This window comes from Streptomyces sp. NBC_00873 (assembly GCF_045207415.1).
Classification (GTDB): domain Bacteria; phylum Actinomycetota; class Actinomycetes; order Streptomycetales; family Streptomycetaceae; genus Streptomyces.
In genome coordinates this window covers 6,569,835-6,588,325 of sequence record NZ_CP108803.1, presented here as the reverse complement: position 1 = coordinate 6,588,325, position 18,491 = coordinate 6,569,835, and the positions used below count along the sequence as shown (strand labels likewise).

Sequence of the window (18,491 nt, the reverse complement as noted above, 5' to 3'; positions counted from 1 at the left end):
GGCGGGGACTCACAGGAAACAGCGGCGGTTGGCGGAGGCCACAGCCAGCAGTCGCCGAAGTCGGTATCCCACAGGTCAGACCTCAACTCGCCCCACCTCGCTCCTAAAGCGGTGCTCGCGACGAGTCTCGCCAAAGCACGAGCGCCCTCCCGGGCCGTCCTGGGACCGTGGAAGGGCGCTCAACGATGACCAACGTCGACAACTGCCGACAACTCAGCAGCAGGTCAGGGCGTTGATCGATAAGACGGCCGCAGGTCACGGCCGCCGATGGTCAGTCGTGGCTGATCAGACGGGGATCCAGTCAGGCCACTGTGGCGGGACGTTACTCACGGGACAGAGGCCAGAGTCGCCGGGATAGCCGTCCAGCGTCCCTTGGGTCGCGAAGAACCACCATGCCAGCCACACCGTCGCAACGACCACCAGTAGCGTCGGCAGTGAGACGCGGACCGCCGTTGGCGCGTGAAGCACCAGGCGTCGGCCGATGGCCCGCGCCACGAGTCCAACGAGTGCTTCGGATCCCACGACCAGAGGCAGCAAGAAGTTGAGTTCGAAGCGTCCGCCGGCCTCGTAACCCGCGTCGCAGTACGCGCGCCCAGACGGTCAGCGACCAGGCGACGAAGCCCATAGCAGCTCCGAACAATGCGGAGACCGCCCAGGGGAGACAGGAGTTGGATCTTGGCTTGGCTGTGTCCACGACATGACACGACATCGAACACACCATTCACGGTTCCGAGATGGGCGGGTGAGTGTCTAACTGCGTGACAACGCCGATAGACAGCGGCGGACAATCACGCACATCTCTGGACCATCACAGTAGGTGACAAGGGGACCAGCCCAAGATAGAGCGCGTGCCCAAGTTGCTTCGGGACGAAGAGGCGGCAGGTTCACATCCCGCCATCTGCCGGCATGCGGAAGACCGGACCTCGGGTCCCCAGCAGCCCGGGAACGCCCTGCCACAGGGCTGCCCCGTTCACCTGCTCCCAATTTGCGGTCGCCCGGGACCGTGCCCACAGGGCCACGGCCAGCGGGACCAGCATGACCGGCGGCATGACCTCATGGAAGGTCAAGCCGAGGAGCATCATCCAACAGGCCGACAAACCCACGACCCCAGCCGCACGCCATAGCGACAGCCGCCTCGCCGCATCCTGTCCCTCGAGCAGGTCTGCGACGCTATCGATCCGCGCGGCATGCTCGTACTTGTGGCGCCGTCGGGCGGGGAGACAGAAACTCAGCGGCAGCATCGCAAGGGACACGAGAAAGACCACAACCGTTCCCACCAACAGCGTCTCGAGCCGGGAAGCCGTACCGATCAGGGCCAGCAGCACCCCTTCGGACAGCACCGCGCCCGCAGCCATCATCAGCGCGGACATCCGCTCGAAGGGCACCACCCGTATCAGCCCGTCTCGGGCATCAACAGCCATTGTCGTGGACCTCCCTCTGCCCGGACACCCGCGCGGGCAGGGAAGATCCAACTCCGGGCGGAACGCAAGGTCAACAGCCGCGATGCCAGCACATCGCAAAGTCTGACTCCAGTTCAAGCGCCGGGTCCGCGCAGAGCAGCCCATAGGTTCTGCGCGACCCAGACAGCTTCCAAGGACGCTACCGGCCGATGCGTGCCACAGTCGTGCCACATCGGGCGGTCATCCACGGTCAACGGCGGTTCGCTGCAGCTGAGATGGACCGCTGATCTGCGGACCCCTCAAAGCCTGGGTGATCTGCACACCCTCCCCGCCCCTCACCACCACCCTTACAAAGCAGCAATCGGCAGGTCGAGCCGCTCGGAGCTTCTCTCCAGCGCGCAAGCCTGTGGTTGGCTGTCGAGCGGCAGTTGGGGACCAAGGCGAAATTGTCGAAACATGTAACGACCGTCCCCGAGGAGTCACCTCAGATGTTGATCTTGTGATGTGCTGCGCCCATGAATGGTGCTCTCTCGACTCTTGTGGCTGTCCTCGGCACTCTTCTGGGCGTGGTTGTAACCCATCGATTTCAGCGCACTTCGTCAGAACATGCGCAAAGGTTTACTTCCAGTCAGCAACTCCGCTCGGAGCGTCTCGCTGTCTACAGCGATTTTGCCGGCGCTGTTACGGAGTTTCGCCGAGGGCAGCAGGATCGCTGGCACAGGAAGCATGAAGATCCTCAAAGCCCGACCTACGTCGAAGCGCGCACCGAGTCCTACCGCCTCCGCGGAGTGGCTTTGCACGCTCTGTTCCGAGTCCAGCTCATAGCCAGCTGTTCAGAGGTGGTCGACGCTGCAAGGGTTGCGTACGAGAAGGCGTCCGCTATCCACCAGGCAACTGACTCACAGGGCCTGAGCGCCAACGGTGAGGAGGCGAGAGCGCACTTGGAGCAGTTCATCGTCTTGGCGTCCCCGGACCTCCACTGAAACTCAGGCTGCTGTCAGTCCTCGAAGGGCCTTCCACGTCCAGGCCCCCTCACTCGATGTCCTTGCGGCTGACAAGACCGCGGGCACTCGGCTCCACCTGACATCCAGAGTTGACATCAACGAGGGTGGACACCAGCGGCACCAAACGATCGGCAGCAGCTTCATCGCCTATGGAGCGAACGGGTAGGACGGTCGTCCGATCGAACTCCTAAAGCGGATGTCGAGCAGGCTGGGTCATCTCGCGCCTCGGACGGGGCCGTCGGGGCCGTCCGAGGGCGCTCAGCAGGGGCCACGAATGACCAATGACGACCACTCGGCGGCGGCCTCATCCCGCCGGAACCAACGAAGACCCAGGGCAAGAAGACGTGCCACGGGCGCGGAAGTCCGAGACGCCCAGCTCGCCGAAGAGGAACGGGCCCGTCTGGACCGCGGCCGCCGCCGACCTGGTACGGGCGGGAGATCAGCGGCGAGGCGGGTACGTGTACGTTTTCGGGCGGAGCGGCGGCGGCACGTCGCAGCGCTCCCTGCATAGGTAGACCGTGACGCCGGGGCCGGTCGCCCCGGGGACCTCGTATGGCTTCGCATCCGCAGGGTCAATCGGCTGGTCGCAGCGGTCGCACATCATCGGCGAACCTCCCGCCAGGCGCGGCCCAGCCGGGCAGCCGTGGAGCAGGGCGTACCGGCGCGGCAGCCTGCGCACGTCACGGTGTGGCCGAGGAGCTTGCGGTACGCGGTCTCGGCACGGCCGGATTTCGTCAGCGTGATCATCCGAAGTGCTCCGCTCCGAGACGCGGACCGGCAGCGTCTTCGAGTGCGGCTTGTAACGCCGCGGTCTCGGTGACCCACTCGTCGTCGCCCGGGCAGACTCGCCAGTGCGGTCCGGGGCCCTGGGTGCGCCGGTGGGGCGGGATGACCAGGTACGCATCCTCGCCGAGGATGCGTGTCCCGGGGACATCCCAATCCTCGCGGGAGCCTGGGGCAATGAACCAGTACAGAGCTGCGGCAAGTGGGTCCTCGAGCACTGCCCCGGAACGGCCGCCGAGGATGGCGAGGGCGTCGAGCCCGACGCTGCGGGGTACGCGGACGGCGTCCCACTCCCAACCCGCTCCTTCGAGACGGCAGCTCCTTATAGTGCGGGTGCTTGGTGGGGTCATCGCTGAGGCTCCTCGGTGCACAGTGGTGAGCAGTGCGCCAAGAGTGGCCCCTACCCGCGTGCGTTTCGAGGACTTTCAGAGGTCTTTTCACGACACCAAAGAGGACTTTCATGCCGTCATACGGGTGACGACTGGTCTCCTAAAGGACTTGCTGTGACACTGACTTGAGATGCCGTCATGGAGGTTCGCGTGTCGCAGCCCGCAAGCAATATCCGCCTGAGGTCAGCCCGCCATGCCGCGGGGTACCGTTCACAGCAGGAGCTGGCCACAGCCCTCGGTGTCGGTGTTCGACAGGTCCGCCGTTGGGAGTCAGAGAATCCGCCCTGGCCTCACCCGGACCTTCAGCAGGTTCTCACCCAGCTGCTCGGCCAGGATATGGAATCGCTCGGATTCACCGCACCGGCAGGCCGCGACCGACCGGACCCGGTTCGGCGCAACCTGGTCGGGGCGACCGTGGCTGCTGTCGGTCTGGCTGCGGTGCCTATGCAGTCCGCGGTCGCCATGCAGCCGGCCTCCGTGGCCTCCGATTTTGAGGCGGTGACCCGGTCGCATCGGCGCCTGTACTGGTCCGTCGCGCCCGCGACGCTGCACCCTGCGGCCATTGCTCACGCCACACTGGGCTGCGCGCTGCTGCCCGAGACCGTCGGCCAGACCCGGCGCACGGTGGCCGCGGCGCTGGCCGAGACGTGGATGCTCGCGGGGCGTATCGAGTTCTTCGACCTGCGCGAGCCGGAGCAGGCGGGTCAGACACTGCTGCGTGCTCTGCAGGCTGCAGGCGAGGCCGACGACCCGCTGCTCGGGGCTGCCATCCTCGCCCACACGGCGTTCATCCCTGGGTGGGACGGGCGCCGGGATGCCGCGGCAGAGCGCATGGTCGCCGCCCGAACCTACGCGCGCCGCGGCCCCGCCAGCGCGGAATTCCTGGCTTGGTTGGACGCGGTCGAGGCCGAGTGTGAGACCCGGTGCGGAAACACCCGGACTGCCCTTCATCTGATCGGGCATGCCGAGGACACCCTGACCGCAGGCAGTGAGCACACGTCGCCCTCGTGGATGGACTGGTTCACCCCGGTGCGGCTCGCGGCCTTCAAGGGGAACACGCAGCTCAAGGCCGGTCACCTGCCTCAGGCTCGGGAGACGCTGCTCGGAGTGCTCGGGGACATGCCGGCCACCGAGGACAAGCAGCGCACCGTTATCTACGGAGACCTCGCCGCGGTTGAGGCAGCGGCCGGAAACCCGGAGGAGGCTTGCGACTATGCGTGCCGGGCACTCAACCAGCTCGCGGTCACCTGGTACGCGATGGGCATGGACCGGGTGCGGGAGGTGCGACGCTCGCTGGCCCCGCACCAGAACGAGCAGTGCGTGCGGGACCTGGACGAGCGGCTGTACGGGTGGTCGACGACGGTCAGTGCGCTCGCTCGTTGAACTTCTTGATCTGTTCGGGGAGTTCGAGGAGCGACTCCATACGGAACGTCGGCAGGTCACGTGCTTCGGCGGTGTTCCACTGGATGATTCCCCACGGCCCGCGGTGAACGAGCGCGGTGTGCATCCCGGCGGACACCGCCGGGCGCAGGTCGTTGTCGACGCGGTCGCCGACGTACAGGATCTCGCTGGGCTCGTGCGGGACGACGTCGGCGACCCGGACGAAGAACTCCGGGTCGGGCTTGCTGGCGCCCCAGTCATCCGAGGTGCCGATCAGGTCGACATCGTCGGTGAACAGCTGACGAAGGATGCCGCCGGCCCGCACGGTCTGGTTGCCTGCGATGCCGAGCCACAGCCCGTCGGCTCGCAGCTGTGCGAGGGCAGGTCGGACGTCGTCATACAGATCCGACTCGTCGAAGTGCTCGGGCTGTCCGGCGTCCGCGCGCGCTTGGCGCTGCTCGTACAGGTCGAAGCCTGGCTGGAACTCATGGAACACGTCCCGGTAGTCCCGTCCTTGGGCGATGACGGCTCCAAACATGGCGGCAAATGTGTGCCGCGGGACACGGAGCCAGTCGGCCCAGGTGCCGTACTCGCGGGTCTCGTCCACCAGGCACTCACCGACGTCGAATACGACTGCGCGAATCATGCGCCGATCCTAGCGAGGGGCAGCCTGGAAGGCTGTGGACAGCATGTACCGCGCCACTGCTTCTGCTTCTGACGGCCCACATACGGCCCAGCGCGCTTGACCGGGCTCCGGGCCAGAGGCAACACCGCCACCGGCCCGGATCGTCACTGCGTCGCCGCGATGCGGCTGACCTGCGGTTACAGCACCGGCAGCAGTGCCTTCAGCTCGAAGGCCGTGACCTCGCTGCGGTACTCCTCCCACTCCTGCTTCTTGTTGCGGAGGAAGAAGTCGAAGACGTGCTCGCCGAGCGTCTCGGCGACCAGTTCGCTCTTCTCCATCAGCGAAATCGCCTCGCCCAGGTTCTGCGGCAGCGGCTCGATGCCCATCGCGCGGCGCTCGGCGTCGGACAGCGCCCACACGTCGTCGTCGGCGCCCGGCGGGAGTTCGTACCCCTCCTCGATGCCCTTGAGGCCCGCGGCGAGCAGCACCGCGTACGCCAGATAGGGGTTGGCTCCGGAGTCGATGGAGCGGACCTCGACGCGGGCCGAACCGGTCTTGCCAGGCTTGTACATCGGGACGCGGATCAGCGCGGAACGGTTGTTGTGGCCCCAGCAGATGTACGAGGGGGCTTCGCCGCCGGCGCCCGCGGCGCGGGAGGAGCCGCCCCAGATGCGCTTGTACGAGTTGACCCACTGGTTCGTCACGGCGGAGATCTCCGCGGCGTGCTTCAGCAGGCCCGCGATGAAGGAGCGGCCGACCTTGGAGAGCTGGTACTCGGCGCCCGACTCGTAGAACGCGTTGCGGTCGCCCTCGAAGAGGGAGAGGTGGGTGTGCATGCCTGAGCCGGGGTGCTCCGAGAACGGCTTCGGCATGAACGTCGCCTGCACGCCCTGCTCCAGCGCCACCTGCTTCATGACGAGACGGAAGGTCATGATGTTGTCGGCGGTCGAGAGCGCGTCCGCGTACCGCAGGTCGATCTCCTGCTGGCCGGGGGCGCCCTCGTGGTGGCTGAACTCGACGGAGATGCCCATGGATTCGAGCATGGTGATCGCCTGGCGGCGGAAGTCCATGCCGACGTTCTGCGGGGTGTGGTCGAAGTAGCCGGAGCTGTCGGCGGGGGTCGGGCGGCTGCCGTCGACCGGCTTGTTCTTCAGCAGGAAGAACTCGATCTCCGGGTGGGTGTAGAAGGTGAAACCCAGGTCGGAGGTCTTGGCAAGGATGCGCTTGAGCACATAGCGCGGGTCGGCGAAGGACGGCGAACCGTCGGGCATCAGGATGTCGCAGAACATCCGCGCGGTGCCGGGGGCCTCCGCGCGCCAGGGCAGGATCTGGAAGGTGCCCGGATCCGGCTTGGCGATCATGTCGGACTCGTACACCCGGGCGAAGCCCTCGATGGCCGAGCCGTCGAAGCCGATCCCCTCGTCAAATGCCTGTTCCAGCTCGGCGGGGGCCACGGCAACAGACTTGAGATACCCGAGCACATCGGTGAACCACAGGCGCACGAAGCGGATGTCGCGCTCCTCAAGTGTCCTGAGGACGAATTCCTGCTGCTTGTCCATAGCCACATCCTTGCAGTTCAGACGGTCTGTGCACCACCGCCCGGGATAGGGGGGAGACTCCACTATCACGACCCGGGATTTCACCCAGATTACGCACTCGACGTGACATGGAGCACTCGGCCACCCACTACGATCGGCGGCCATGGTGTGCGGGGCCTCCGAAGGAGAGGCCCCAGGGGCGGAGCGGCGTCGCAGCTGCCCCGTGCCCGCCGGTTTCCGACCCGTTCCTGTCCCTCCCCGCCCGTTCGCAGAAGGACCGAAGGACCAGACGACATGAGCTTCGACCGCAGGACCCGCATAGAGCAGATGCGCAACTCCGACCGTGCACGCGACCGTCGCAGCCGTGCCCTCGCCATAGGGCTGAGCGCCCTTGTCGTCGCTGGTCTGGTCGCTTTCGGTTCCTACGCGCTGCTGGACAGATCCGAGGCTGCGGACAAGAAGGACGCCGTCGCGGCCGATGAAGCGACGGCGTCCCCGGCGGAGAAGAAGGTGCTGGCCGCCGAGCCGATCGAGGGGCTCAAGACGTGGGACGCGAAGAAGCTGACCCGCAACCACGTCACCAAGACGGTCACCTACCCGATGAAGCCCCCGGTCGGCGGTGACCACAGCCCCGTCTGGATGAATTGCGACGGCGAGGTATACAAAAAGGCGATCCCCGACATGAACGCCGTGCACTCGCTGGAGCACGGGTCGGTGTGGGTGACGTACACGGACAAGGCGCCGGCCGCCGACGTGGCCGAGCTCGCGGCCCTGGTCGGGAAGACGCCGTACTCGCTGATGAGCCCGTACAAGGACCAGGCCGGCACGATCATGCTGAGTGCCTGGGGCAAGCAGGTCACCGTGGACAGCGCCGATGACCCGCGGGTCGGCCGGTTCTTCGCCAAGTTCGTGCAGGGGGAACAGACCCCGGAGCCGGGTGCGGCGTGCACGGGCGGGCTGGGGTCTCAGTGACCAGTACGAAACAGTGGGTGGCCGGTTCCGCCGTCGCCCTCGCGCTGCTCCTCGCGGGGGTGGCGACGGTCGCCTCGGCGCGGGGCGACGCGGCGGACGGGAGGCAGCCCGGAGTGGCCCCCGCGGCCGTCCGGGTGCCCGGCCCGGACTCGGCCGACGCAGGGTTCGCCCGCGACATGGCGGTCCACCATCAGCAGGCCGTGGAGATGTCCTTCATCGTGCGTGACCGCACGCAGGACGAGGAGGTACGCCGTTTCGCGTACGACATCGCCAATACCCAGGCCAATCAGCGGGGCATGCTGCTCGGCTGGCTGGATCTGTGGGAGCTGCCGAAGGTGGCCGCCGGGCAGGAGCCGATGGGGTGGATGACGACCCACGGTGGACACGGCACGCACGGTGATCACAGCATGGACGGCATGGACGGCATGGACGGCATGGGGGACCCGGGCGGGTCGGACGGCGCCTTCACCGCGCATGACGGCGCCCTCATGCCCGGCATGGCCACCCGGACCGAACTCGACCGGCTCAGGAAGGCGAGCGGCAAGCAGGCCGAAATCCTGTTCCTGCAGCTGATGACCGACCACCACAAGGGCGGCGTCGCCATGGCGCGCGGCTGCGCCGGGCTCTGCACGGTGAAGGCGGAGAAGCGGCTCGCCCTGGGCATGGTCGAGGCTCAGCAGTCCGAGCTGGACGTGATGGCGCAGATGCTGGCGGCGCGCGGGGCGAAGCCCAGGTCCTGAGGCATTCCGCCGGTTCCCGAAGCGGCATGGATACACCCGAATGGGTGATAGCGGTCGCGCACCCCGAACGGGCCCATGACGATGGGTTCGCTCGGGGTCGGACCACAGTGCCCATCGGCACCAGGAGGAATCCCTCATGACCACCGCCAAGGACATCATGCACACCGGGGCCCAGTGGATCCCCGCGCACGAGACGCTCGACCGCGCCGCCCAGATGATGCGCGAACACAACGTCGGCGCACTGCCGATCTCGGCCAACGGCGAGAAGGACCGGATGGTCGGCATCCTCACGGACCGCGACATCGTGGTCGGCTGTGTGGCGATGGGGCGCGATCCGTCGAAGGTGACCGCGGGTGAACTCGCCCAGGGAACGCCGCGCTGGATCGATGCGAACGCAGAGGTGAGCGAGGTTCTGGAGGAGATGCAGAGCCACCGGATCCGTCGGCTCCCAGTGGTCGAGAACAAGATGCTGATCGGCATGATCAGCGAGGCCGACCTCGCCCGGCATCTCTCCGAGGACCAGATCGCGGGCTGGGCGGAAAAGGTCTACGCCCGCGGCTGACCGGGGTTCGGCAGCGCGCCACCGCGGGCCCGGCACCCATGGCAACGGGGGGTGCCGGGCCCGCGTGCGCGGCATACCCAGCGGGGGTAGGGTGCCTGACATGAGCCCGAAATGGAGTGCGATGTACGGACAGCTGTTGCTGTTTGCCGCGCTGCTGTTCGGGATCTTCACCATGCACACCGTCGGGCATCCGGCGGAACACAGCGGCCATGAGGCCGTGAGGACGACGGACCACGTGCGGGACCAGGGAGCTCAGGGGATACACCCGGCGAGCTCCACGACGGAGCCCTCGGTGGAGCACGCCTCCGTCCCGCCGACGCCGATGGGCGACGGCACGGACCCGATGGCGGCCTGTCTCGCCCTGCTGGGCGCCTGGGGTCTCGCCCTGCTCGCCGGCCGGCTGATGGCGCTCCGGACCGCGGAGAATCTCCTCGTGGCCGCCGGAGCGCTGTTGTCGCGTGCGCTGCGGTCCGGCCCCCCGCCCGCGATGACGGTTCCCGCCCGGTTGTCGGTGCTTCGGATATAGGAGCGGGTCGCTCCGCATCCCTGCTTCAGCCCGCACCGACAGCATCAGAGGTGTTCCAGCCATGCCCACTCAACCCACTCGCCGCGCCGTGCTCGGCGCCGGAATCGCCATGGCCGGCACGGGAGTTCTGGCCGCCTGCTCCAGTGGCACGGCCCCGGAACGGCACGCCGCGAACCCCGGCCCCACGCATCACGACGCCATGGAACACAGCCCGTCGCCCGCGTCGAGGAGCCGCGGAGAGTACGTCTCTCCCGGCGACGCGGAGGTCGCGGCGGTCGAGGCGAAGCGAGGCTCCGGCCCCGTACGGAAGATCAACCTCACCGCCACCCCGACCCGCCTCGACCTGGGCGGCGGGCTCACCGTCAGCTCCTGGGCCTACGGGGACCGGCTGCCCGGCAAGGAAGTCCGGATCACCGCGGGCGACACCCTGGCAGTCACCCTCGCCAACCACCTGCCGACGTCGACCACCCTGCACTGGCACGGCCTCCATGTGCGCAACGACATGGAAGGCGTTCCCCAGCTGACCCAGCAGGCCATCAATCCGGGCGCGGAGTTCACATACCGCTTCGCGGTGCCGCAGACGGGGACGTACTGGTTCCATCCGCACCAGGGCGTCCAGCAGGACCGCGGCCTGTACGCACCACTGATCATCGACGACCCGAAGGAGCCCCTGTCGTACGACAAGGAGTGGGTCGTCGTCCTCGACGACTGGGTCGACGGGGTGGAGGGTTCCACTCCGGAGGCGGTGCTCGCCGAGCTCAGCCACGGCATGGGTGGCATGGATCACGGGTCTTCCGGGGCCGATGACAAGCCCCGTTCCGGGTCCGGGTCCGGGCCCTCGCGGGTGCTGAGTGGCGCCCCGAGCGAACTGCTCGGCGGTGACGCGGGCGATGTCGACTACCCGTACTACCTGATCAACGGCCGCATCCCGAAGGACCCGGCCACGTTCACCGCGAAGCCCGGCGACCGGATCCGGGTGCGCATCATCAACGGGGGCGGCGACACCCCCTTCCGCGTCGCGCTCGGCGGCCACCGGATGACCATCACCCACGCGGACGGCTTCCCGGTCCGGCACACCACGACGGACACGCTGCTGCTGGGCATGGGCGAGCGGTACGACGTGCTGGTCACCGCCCGGGACGGGGTGTTCCCGCTGACGGCGGTCGCCGAGGGCAAGAACGCGTCGGCGCTGGCCCTGCTCCGCACCGGCGGTGGCGCGGCGCCGGCCGCCTCCGTGCGGCCCAAGGAGCTGAGCGGGCAGCTGGTGTCGGCCTTCGAACTGCAGGCGGACAAGTCCGTGGCACTGGCCGCCCGCAGGCCCGACCGGACGATCCGGATCAAGATGACCGGCAGCATGAGGGCGTTCGACTGGGCCTTCGACAACAGGAAGTACGACCCCGGTTGGCGCCATCCGGTCAAGGCGGGCGAGCGGGTCCGGCTGGAGTTCTACAACATCACGGAGATGTGGCACCCGATCCATCTGCACGGGCACACGTTCGCCCTCGCGGGACGTGCGGGACCGCGCTCGGTGCTGGGCAGGGCTCCCGGGGCGCGCAAGGACACCGCGATCGTTCTGCCCAACAGGTCGGTGGCCGTGGAGTTCGACGCGGACAACCCGGGGCTGTGGATGCTCCACTGCCACAACGTCTACCACTCGAACATGAACATGATGACGGTCCTCGGCTACCGCCGCTGACCCGGTCCTGGCGGGCCGCGGCAAGGGCTGCGTCGGCCGCGGCAGCGGAAGTGCGGCCCGCCAGGACATCGCGTCAGAAAGACGATTACACTGAGGCGCGTGCCTCAACTACGCCTCGCACTGAATCAGATCGACTCGACCGTCGGTGACCTCGCCGGCAACGCCGAGGCGATCGTCCACTGGACCCGGCACTCCGCCGAACAGGGCGCCCACCTGGTGGCGTTCCCCGAGATGGTGCTGACCGGTTACCCCGTCGAGGACCTGGCCCTGCGGTCGTCCTTCGTCGAGGCGTCGCGGAACGCGCTGCGTGCGCTCGCCGCCCGCCTCGACGCGGAGGGCTTCGGGGAGCTGCCGGTCGTCGTCGGTTACCTCGACCGTTCCGAGAAGGCCCAGCCGCGCTACGGCCAGCCTGCCGGTTCTCCGCAGAACGCCGCCGCGGTGCTGCACCGCGGGCGGGTCGCGCTGTCCTTCGCCAAGCACCACCTGCCCAACTACGGGGTCTTCGACGAGTTCCGGTACTTCGTGCCGGGCGATTCGATGCCCGTCGTGCGGGTCCACGGTGTCGATGTGGCGCTCGCGATCTGCGAGGACCTCTGGCAGGACGGCGGCCGGGTGCCGGCCGCGCGCGCCGCCGGGGCCGGGCTGCTGCTGTCGATCAATGCCTCGCCGTACGAGCGGGACAAGGACGACACCCGACTGGAACTGGTCCGCAAGCGGGCCCAGGAGGCCGGCTGCACCACCGCCTATCTGGCGATGATCGGCGGGCAGGACGAGCTGGTCTTCGACGGCGACTCGATCGTCGTCGACAAGGACGGCGACGTCATCGCCCGTGCCCCGCAGTTCGCCGAGGGCTGCGTCGTCCTCGACCTGGAGCTGCCCGCCGCGGCGCCCGAGGCGCCGTCCGGGGTGGTGAACGACGGACTGCGGATCGACCATGTGGTCCTCTCCGACACGCCTCTCCCCGCCTACGAGGCGGAGCTGACCGGCGGCTACGCCGAGCGGCTCGACGACGACGAGGAGCTGTACTCGGCGCTGGTCGTGGGCCTGCGTGCGTACGCCGCCAAGAACGGCTTCAGCAGTGTGCTGATCGGGCTGTCCGGCGGGATCGACTCGGCGCTCGTCGCGGCCATCGCGTGCGATGCGCTGGGCGCGCAGAACGTGTACGGCATCTCGATGCCCTCGAGGTACTCCTCGGACCACTCCAAGGGCGACGCGGCGGAGCTGGCGCGCCGTACCGGGCTGAACTTCCGCACCGTATCGATCGAACCGATGTTCGACGCGTACATGAAGTCGCTGGGGCTCACCGGTCTCGCCGAGGAGAACCTCCAGTCGCGACTGCGCGGCACGATGCTGATGGCCGTCTCCAACCAGGAGGGCCAGATCGTCCTCGCGCCGGGCAACAAGTCGGAGCTGGCGGTCGGCTACTCGACGCTGTACGGGGACTCCGTCGGCGCGTACGGGCCGATCAAGGACGTCTACAAGACGTCGATCTTCCGGCTGGCGAAGTGGCGCAACCGGGCCGCGGAGGAACGCGGCCAGACCCCGCCGATCCCGGAGGCGTCCATCACCAAGCCGCCCAGCGCCGAGCTGCGGCCCGACCAGGTCGACACGGACTCGCTGCCCGACTACGACGTGCTGGACCGGATCCTGGAGCTGTACGTCGACCGGGACCTGGGGCTGGAGTCGATCGTGGCGGCCGGGTTCGACGAGACGCTGGTGACGAGGACGCTGCGGATGGTGGACACGGCGGAGTACAAGCGGCGGCAGTACCCGCCGGGCACGAAGATCTCCCCGAAGGGCTTCGGCAAGGACCGGCGGCTGCCGATCACCAATCGGTGGCGCGAGTCGGGCTGAAACCCGACGGTCGGTCGCCGGGCCGGCCGGATTCGGGCCCGCCCGGCGACCGGCGTCGACACGGCTGCCGGACGGTCCCGGGAAGCACCCCGGTCCGCTTCCTGCTCCACCACGGGCCGTCGTCGTCGTGGTGGAGCAGGCTCCACCACCGAGACGGGAGCGGGCTTCCTTCTGTCCCGCCACGGACGCTTCTAGCGTCGTTGGCATGACCATTACCGCACCGCCGGCCCTTCCGCACCGCACCCGACTCCGTGGGCTGCTCACCTATCTGACGATCGCCTACTCAGGCATGTGGGTGGCCATGTCACCCCTTCTGATCAAGGGCTTCCGTCGCACCGATGGCCGGGCAAGCCCCGGTGACCTGGAGAACCTGTGCATATCGGCGGCCATGATGGCTCCGGCCGTCGCCGCGATCGTGGTGGTGCGGTGGGTGGAGGGCGGCGGCGGGGTGCGCGATGTGCTCGCCCTGCGCATCCCGAAACCGTGGCCCCACGCGGTGCGGTGGCTGCTGGCGGCCGTCGTGGTCCCCGCCGGTCTCACCGTCGTCGCGCTCGCCATCGGCACGGCGGCGGGCGTCTATCCCTTCGGCGGTGCGAGCTGGAGCGGCACGGCCGCCTGGGCCGGGACGGCGCTCGTGCAGATGCTGCTGGCCCTGCCACTGTTCTTCGGTGAGGAGCTGGGCTGGCAGGGCTATCTGCTCCCACGGCTGGCATACCGGAAAGGGCGCACACGTCCGTTGACGGCCTACCTGGGCACGGGTGCCGCCTTCGCGCTCTGGCATCTGCCGACCCTGCTGATGGGCGGGCAGTATCCCGGTCAGCCCTGGTACGTCGCCGTGCCGGCCATGCTGGTGAGCTGCGGCCTCGCGCTGCCGATGTTCACCTGGCTGCGGCTGGCCTCCGGATCGGTGATCCCGGCGGTCGTCGGCCACGCCTTCGTCAGCACGGCCAGCATGAGCATGGTCAAGGAATTCGCCGAGCCGGACGCCCCGCTGAAGCCGCTGCAGATGAGCCTCGCGGGCTGGCCCGGCTGGATCGCCATGGCCGCCCTGGTCGTCTTCCTCGCCCGTACGGGCAGACTCACCCTTCCCGACGCCCGGCCCGCGCAGGGCTGAGAGCCTGTCGGGTGACCTTCGATCGGATAGCGGACGCGGTCTGGTGCGTGCGATTCCAAGGCGGCTGGATGTCCTCGGATGGGGCCTCCCCTGCTCGAACGAAGCTGAGAGCTTGGGGAAGGAGCTACTAGGACATTTCGGCAACGCGGGAAGCGTGCGCGCCAGGGCGTGGCCGCCCGATCAGAGGTCACCCGACAGGCTCTGAGACCCCTGGTGCCGTGGCCGGCAGTGTTTGCCCCATGGGGAGCACCGTCCGGTGCGTCACGGGAGGGGCACTATGCCGTGCCCCTCCGGTCCGGGCCCGGAGACAACCGGACCGCTGTGTCACAGTTCGACGCGGGCGGCGATCGGGAGGTGGTCGCTGTCCGTCGCCGGGAGCGTCCACGACGACATCGGCTCGACCCCCTTCACCATGATCTGGTCGATCCGGGCCATCGGGGACGACGCCGGCCAGCTGAAGCCGAAGCCGTCGCCGGCCGCGCCCTGGGTGGACCTCATCTGCGAGGTGACCTCATTGAGCGAGCGGTCGTTCATCGTGCCGTTGAGGTCACCGAGCAGGATCACCTTGCCGAGGCGTTCGTGGGCGATGGCCTCGCCCAGGGCGTCCGCGCTGTTGTCGCGCTGGTTGGCCGTGAATCCGGCGTGCAGCTTGACCCGTACGGACGGCAGATGGGCCACATAGACGGCGACCTCGCCCTTGGGCATCGTCACCGTGGAACGCATCGCCCGGGTCCAGCCCATCTTGATGTCGACCGGCCGGGTGTTGCTCATCGGGTACTTGCTCCACAGGCCGACGGTCCCCTGCACCGAGTGGTACGGAAAGCGGTCGGCGAGCGCCGCCTCGTACGTCGACACCTGGCCGCTCGGCAGTTCCTCCAGGGCGATGATGTCGGCGCCGGAGCCCGCGACCTTCCGGGCGGTGCCCGTGGGGTCGGGGTTGTCGGCGTTGACGTTGTGGGTGGCCACGGTGACGTCGCCGCCGCTGCCCGACTTGTCGGTGAGCAGCCCGCCGAAGAGGTTGAGCCAGACCACGACCGGCAGCAGCAGGGCGACCAGCGCGGTCGCCGAGCGACGCATCAGGCCCAGGATCAGCAGCAGCGGGACGAACACGCCGATCCACGGCAGGAACGTCTCGCTGAGGCTGCCGAGGTTGCCGATGGTGTTCGGGATCTCCGCGTGAAACACCATCACGAGGGTGAGGAGTACCGCGCAGGCGGCGAGGACGATGCCGCGCCGCCACATGCCCTTGCCACTGGTCCATCTGTCGCGCAGGTTCCGGAAGCGGGACCCGGTGCGCTGCGGTCCCGCGCTGCCGTTCCCGGTGTCCGCCCTGTACGCCTGCACCATTGCGCTGTCCTCACTGCTTCGCCGTACCCATCGCCGCGCTCCTCGACCCTAGGCGATGAGCAACGCCTTTCCTGCCGTCCACGACGGCCGTACTGCCACGAGGACGAAGGGCGTGGTCCGGCGGGTTCCGGCCGGACGGATCTTGTGGGGCGTTGTGACACAACGCTCACACTCGGGCAGGGCCGGGCGTGTCAGGCCTGGCCTGCGCTTTTGCCGGACGGAAGGGTGGCGGGGGCGGCTGCTCGGGCGGGGGCCGGGGTGGTGTCGGGAGCCCGGCGCGGCGCCAGGCCCTCGACCAGCGTCCGGATGATGCGGTCGGCGAGGTCCTCCGGGAGCGGCGCGTCGGGCCGGTGAATGGTCCGTACGAGCATGGGACCGACGAACAGGTCGCCATCAGCTCCACGTCCAGGTCCCCCCCGGAGTTCGCCGGGCGAACCGGACATCGCGACGGGCGTATCCCATTTCGGTACGAGACCGTCTCGTATCGGAAAGCCTTTGCCCAGTCGTGCCCACTTCCCGCGAACGGCCCCGGGATGCCACCATGGACGGGATCCGGGGACGCCGTCAGGGCGCCTCGAGATGACGAAGGAGCCGTTGGCAATGACGCTTCAGGCTGCGCAGCACCAGCCCGCAACCCCCGCGGGGGCCCCCACCGACAGCAGCAAGGCGCTGTACGGAGGCAAGAGCACTCGCCGCATCACCGTCCACGACATCGCCGCCGCCACCGAGCGCGGCGAGAAGTGGCCCATGCTCACCGCCTACGACGCGATGACCGCGTCCGTCTTCGACGAGGCCGGCATCCCGGTCATGCTCGTCGGCGACTCCATGGGCAACTGTCACCTCGGATACGAGACCACCGTGCCCGTCACGATGGACGAGATCGCCATCCTCTCCGCCGCCGTCGTACGGGGCACCAAGCGCGCCCTCATCGTCGGCGACCTGCCCTTCGGGGCGTACCAGGAAGGGCCCGTCCAGGCCCTGCGCAACGCCACCCGGCTGGTCAAGGAGTCCGGCGTCGGGGCGGTCAAGCTGGAGGGCGGCGAGCGGTCGCTCCCGCAGACCGAGCTGCTCGTCTCGGCCGGCATCCCGGTCATGTCGCACCTCGGCCTGACCCCGCAGTCCGTGAACACCATGGGTTACCGGGTGCAGGGCCGCAGCGACGAGGCCGCCCACCGGCTGATCCGGGACGCCAAGGCGGCGCAGGACGCGGGGGCGTTCGCCGTCGTCCTGGAGCTCGTGCCGGCCGAGGTCGCCGCCGAGATCACCCGCAGTCTGCACATCCCGACCGTCGGCATCGGCGCCGGTCCCGACACCGACGCCCAGGTGCTGGTCTACACCGACATGGTGGGGCTGACCGGCGGCAAGGTGCCGCGCTTCACCAAGCAGTACGCGAACATGCGCAAGATGCTCGGTGACGCGGCGAAGGAGTTCGCCGACGAGGTCGTCGGCGGCACGTTCCCGGCGCCGGAGCACACCTTCCACTAAGACTTGTCCCGCATGTCACCCCAGAGGGTGAACTGCTGCGGGATGCAACCGGGGCGTGAGCCGGGCGTTCCAGCGTGGTCACCTTGCGGTGTCTCATCTGGTTTGCTCGGCTCCGCCGTGTGGCGGTTCGGGGAGCAGAGGTCGCACGGCATTGCCGTGGGACTGCCACGCGACCAGCACCTCGTGGGTGTTCTGGCTCTGTGTGGTTGACTTCCGCAGTGCTTCTTCCAGCCCTTCTCCAAAGATGATCTGCGCGTGCCGGGACTGTGCGGTGTCCAGGTACGCGGTCTTGGGGTCGTCCACGTCGGCCAAGCGGACGAACGCGGCCAGCGCGGCGGACACGAGGTCTCGTTTCCCGGCGAGGCCGCAGGCGATGCACTTGTGGTCACGGTCCCGCAGGGTCTTCAAGACGCGCTCGCCGCACAGGCAATGCTGGGACAGCGCCGTACTCCATGTCGAAGCGCGGACCAGCCTCCTCCTGGTGAGTCGGTGCTCCGGAAGGTATCCGTGAGGGCAGTTACCACCTGGATACCGCTGACACCAGCGGCGAGGCAGGAGACCACCATGACGCACCGGCAGCCGCTGGCCCCCGACATGTTCGACGAGCTGTGCCCCTCCTCACTGTTGCCATTCCGCTTCGGAGACAAGTGGGCGGCCCTGGTCATCCGCTGCCTGGAGGACGGCCCGCGCCGCTTCTCCGAACTCCGCGTGCCGCTGCGGCGCGTCACCCCGAAGGGGCTGACGCAGTCGCTACGCGGCCTGGAACGCGACGGGCTCGTGTCACGTACGGTGCACGCTGACCCGGAACTCCGAGTGGAGTACGCGCTGACGCCACTGGGCCGCAGCATGCTGGAGCCGTTGGACGCGGCGTGTGCGTGGGCAGCGGCGCACTGGGATGAGCTACTCGATGCGCGGGACTCTTACAATGCACCGTAGCCCTGGCTCAGACACCAGGGCGTAATTAGCCCACCGTGGTGTGTGTCGAAGCATTCCGAACACGCTTTAGTTCCACCAGGACCTGTCCGAAAAAAGGGCCCTGGACACTGGCCACTGTCCGCACCACGACAGCCCGCCGA

General features: G+C 68.4%; 17 protein-coding genes and 1 pseudogene. 10 read left to right on the top strand and 8 right to left on the bottom strand.

The genetic code is table 11. The features are described 5' to 3' along the window. Positions 1-884 precede the first annotated feature (884 nt). From OH809_RS30425 to OH809_RS30415, 3 genes are all read right to left on the bottom strand, one after another. Positions 885-1,421 (bottom strand): hypothetical protein, encoded by a 537-nt coding sequence (locus tag OH809_RS30425; protein WP_406418847.1) that lies wholly within the window; start codon positions 1,419-1,421, stop codon positions 885-887. Between the two features lie 1,583 nt (positions 1,422-3,004). After that, positions 3,005-3,151 carry a hypothetical protein gene (locus OH809_RS30420; RefSeq protein WP_406418849.1) on the bottom strand — a complete coding sequence of 49 codons (147 nt, stop codon included), beginning with the start codon at positions 3,149-3,151 and terminating at the stop codon, positions 3,005-3,007. Beyond that, a complete protein-coding gene (locus tag OH809_RS30415) occupies positions 3,148-3,537 on the bottom strand; it encodes a hypothetical protein (RefSeq protein WP_406418851.1) in 390 nt (129 codons plus the stop codon). Before OH809_RS30415 ends, OH809_RS30420 begins: the two co-directional genes overlap by 4 nt. A 177-nt stretch (positions 3,538-3,714) precedes the next feature. Here OH809_RS30415 and OH809_RS30410 point away from each other — a divergent pair, with 177 nt between their 5' ends. Further along, on the top strand, positions 3,715-4,959 hold the full coding sequence (locus OH809_RS30410; protein WP_406418853.1) for a multiprotein-bridging factor 1 family protein: 1,245 nt from the start codon (positions 3,715-3,717) through the stop codon (positions 4,957-4,959). Here the strand turns inward: OH809_RS30410 and OH809_RS30405 are convergent. Together OH809_RS30405 and glnA are read right to left on the bottom strand one after the other, a co-directional pair. Next, complete coding sequence (locus tag OH809_RS30405) at positions 4,940-5,602, bottom strand: HAD family hydrolase (RefSeq protein ID WP_406418855.1); 663 nt, start codon at positions 5,600-5,602, stop codon at positions 4,940-4,942. The two genes, OH809_RS30410 and OH809_RS30405, sit on opposite strands and share 20 nt — an antisense overlap. 176 nt (positions 5,603-5,778) lie before the next feature. Beyond that, the gene (glnA, locus tag OH809_RS30400; RefSeq protein WP_406418857.1) at positions 5,779-7,140 is read right to left on the bottom strand and encodes a type I glutamate--ammonia ligase; all 1,362 of its coding nucleotides are present in this window, start codon (positions 7,138-7,140) and stop codon (positions 5,779-5,781) included. Between the two features lie 273 nt (positions 7,141-7,413). Between glnA and OH809_RS30395 the strand changes: the two genes are divergently transcribed. The 7 genes from OH809_RS30395 (at position 7,414) to OH809_RS30365 (ending at position 14,583) form a co-directional block, all read left to right on the top strand. Then, positions 7,414-8,091: a DUF3105 domain-containing protein gene (locus OH809_RS30395; RefSeq protein ID WP_406418859.1), complete on the top strand. Its 678-nt coding sequence runs from the start codon at positions 7,414-7,416 to the stop codon at positions 8,089-8,091. Further along, the gene (locus tag OH809_RS30390) at positions 8,088-8,831 is read left to right on the top strand and encodes a DUF305 domain-containing protein (protein WP_406418861.1); all 744 of its coding nucleotides are present in this window, start codon (positions 8,088-8,090) and stop codon (positions 8,829-8,831) included. Before OH809_RS30395 ends, OH809_RS30390 begins: the two co-directional genes overlap by 4 nt. 136 nt (positions 8,832-8,967) lie before the next feature. After that, positions 8,968-9,393 carry a CBS domain-containing protein gene (locus tag OH809_RS30385; protein WP_406418862.1) on the top strand — a complete coding sequence of 142 codons (426 nt, stop codon included), beginning with the start codon at positions 8,968-8,970 and terminating at the stop codon, positions 9,391-9,393. A gap of 100 nt (positions 9,394-9,493) precedes the next feature. Then, on the top strand, positions 9,494-9,919 hold the full coding sequence (locus OH809_RS30380) for a hypothetical protein (RefSeq protein ID WP_406418864.1): 426 nt from the start codon (positions 9,494-9,496) through the stop codon (positions 9,917-9,919). 61 nt (positions 9,920-9,980) lie between these two features. After that, positions 9,981-11,615 carry a multicopper oxidase family protein gene (locus OH809_RS30375; RefSeq protein WP_406515935.1) on the top strand — a complete coding sequence of 545 codons (1,635 nt, stop codon included), beginning with the start codon at positions 9,981-9,983 and terminating at the stop codon, positions 11,613-11,615. 99 nt (positions 11,616-11,714) lie between these two features. Next, complete coding sequence (locus OH809_RS30370; protein WP_406418868.1) at positions 11,715-13,469, top strand: NAD+ synthase; 1,755 nt, start codon at positions 11,715-11,717, stop codon at positions 13,467-13,469. Positions 13,470-13,674: 205 nt separating this feature from the next. Next, entirely contained in the window at positions 13,675-14,583 is a 909-nt protein-coding gene (locus OH809_RS30365; protein ID WP_406418870.1) for a type II CAAX prenyl endopeptidase Rce1 family protein, read from the top strand. 324 nt (positions 14,584-14,907) lie between these two features. On the opposite strand, the gene OH809_RS30360 is transcribed toward OH809_RS30365, so the two are convergent. Continuing rightward, positions 14,908-15,825 carry an endonuclease/exonuclease/phosphatase family protein gene (locus OH809_RS30360; protein ID WP_406516299.1) on the bottom strand — a complete coding sequence of 306 codons (918 nt, stop codon included), beginning with the start codon at positions 15,823-15,825 and terminating at the stop codon, positions 14,908-14,910. 296 nt (positions 15,826-16,121) lie between these two features. Continuing rightward, positions 16,122-16,342, bottom strand: a pseudogene (locus OH809_RS30355) (hypothetical protein); the annotation flags it as partial. Between the two features lie 188 nt (positions 16,343-16,530). On the opposite strand from OH809_RS30355, the gene panB reads away from it, so the two are divergent. After that, the gene (gene panB, locus OH809_RS30350) at positions 16,531-17,415 is read left to right on the top strand and encodes a 3-methyl-2-oxobutanoate hydroxymethyltransferase (RefSeq protein ID WP_406418872.1); all 885 of its coding nucleotides are present in this window, start codon (positions 16,531-16,533) and stop codon (positions 17,413-17,415) included. A gap of 93 nt (positions 17,416-17,508) precedes the next feature. Here panB and OH809_RS30345 read toward each other — a convergent pair whose 3' ends face one another. Further along, the gene (locus OH809_RS30345) at positions 17,509-17,823 is read right to left on the bottom strand and encodes a hypothetical protein (RefSeq protein WP_406515934.1); all 315 of its coding nucleotides are present in this window, start codon (positions 17,821-17,823) and stop codon (positions 17,509-17,511) included. 156 nt (positions 17,824-17,979) lie between these two features. Between OH809_RS30345 and OH809_RS30340 the strand changes: the two genes are divergently transcribed. Then, positions 17,980-18,351 carry a winged helix-turn-helix transcriptional regulator gene (locus OH809_RS30340; RefSeq protein WP_406515933.1) on the top strand — a complete coding sequence of 124 codons (372 nt, stop codon included), beginning with the start codon at positions 17,980-17,982 and terminating at the stop codon, positions 18,349-18,351. Positions 18,352-18,491: the final 140 nt, after the last annotated feature.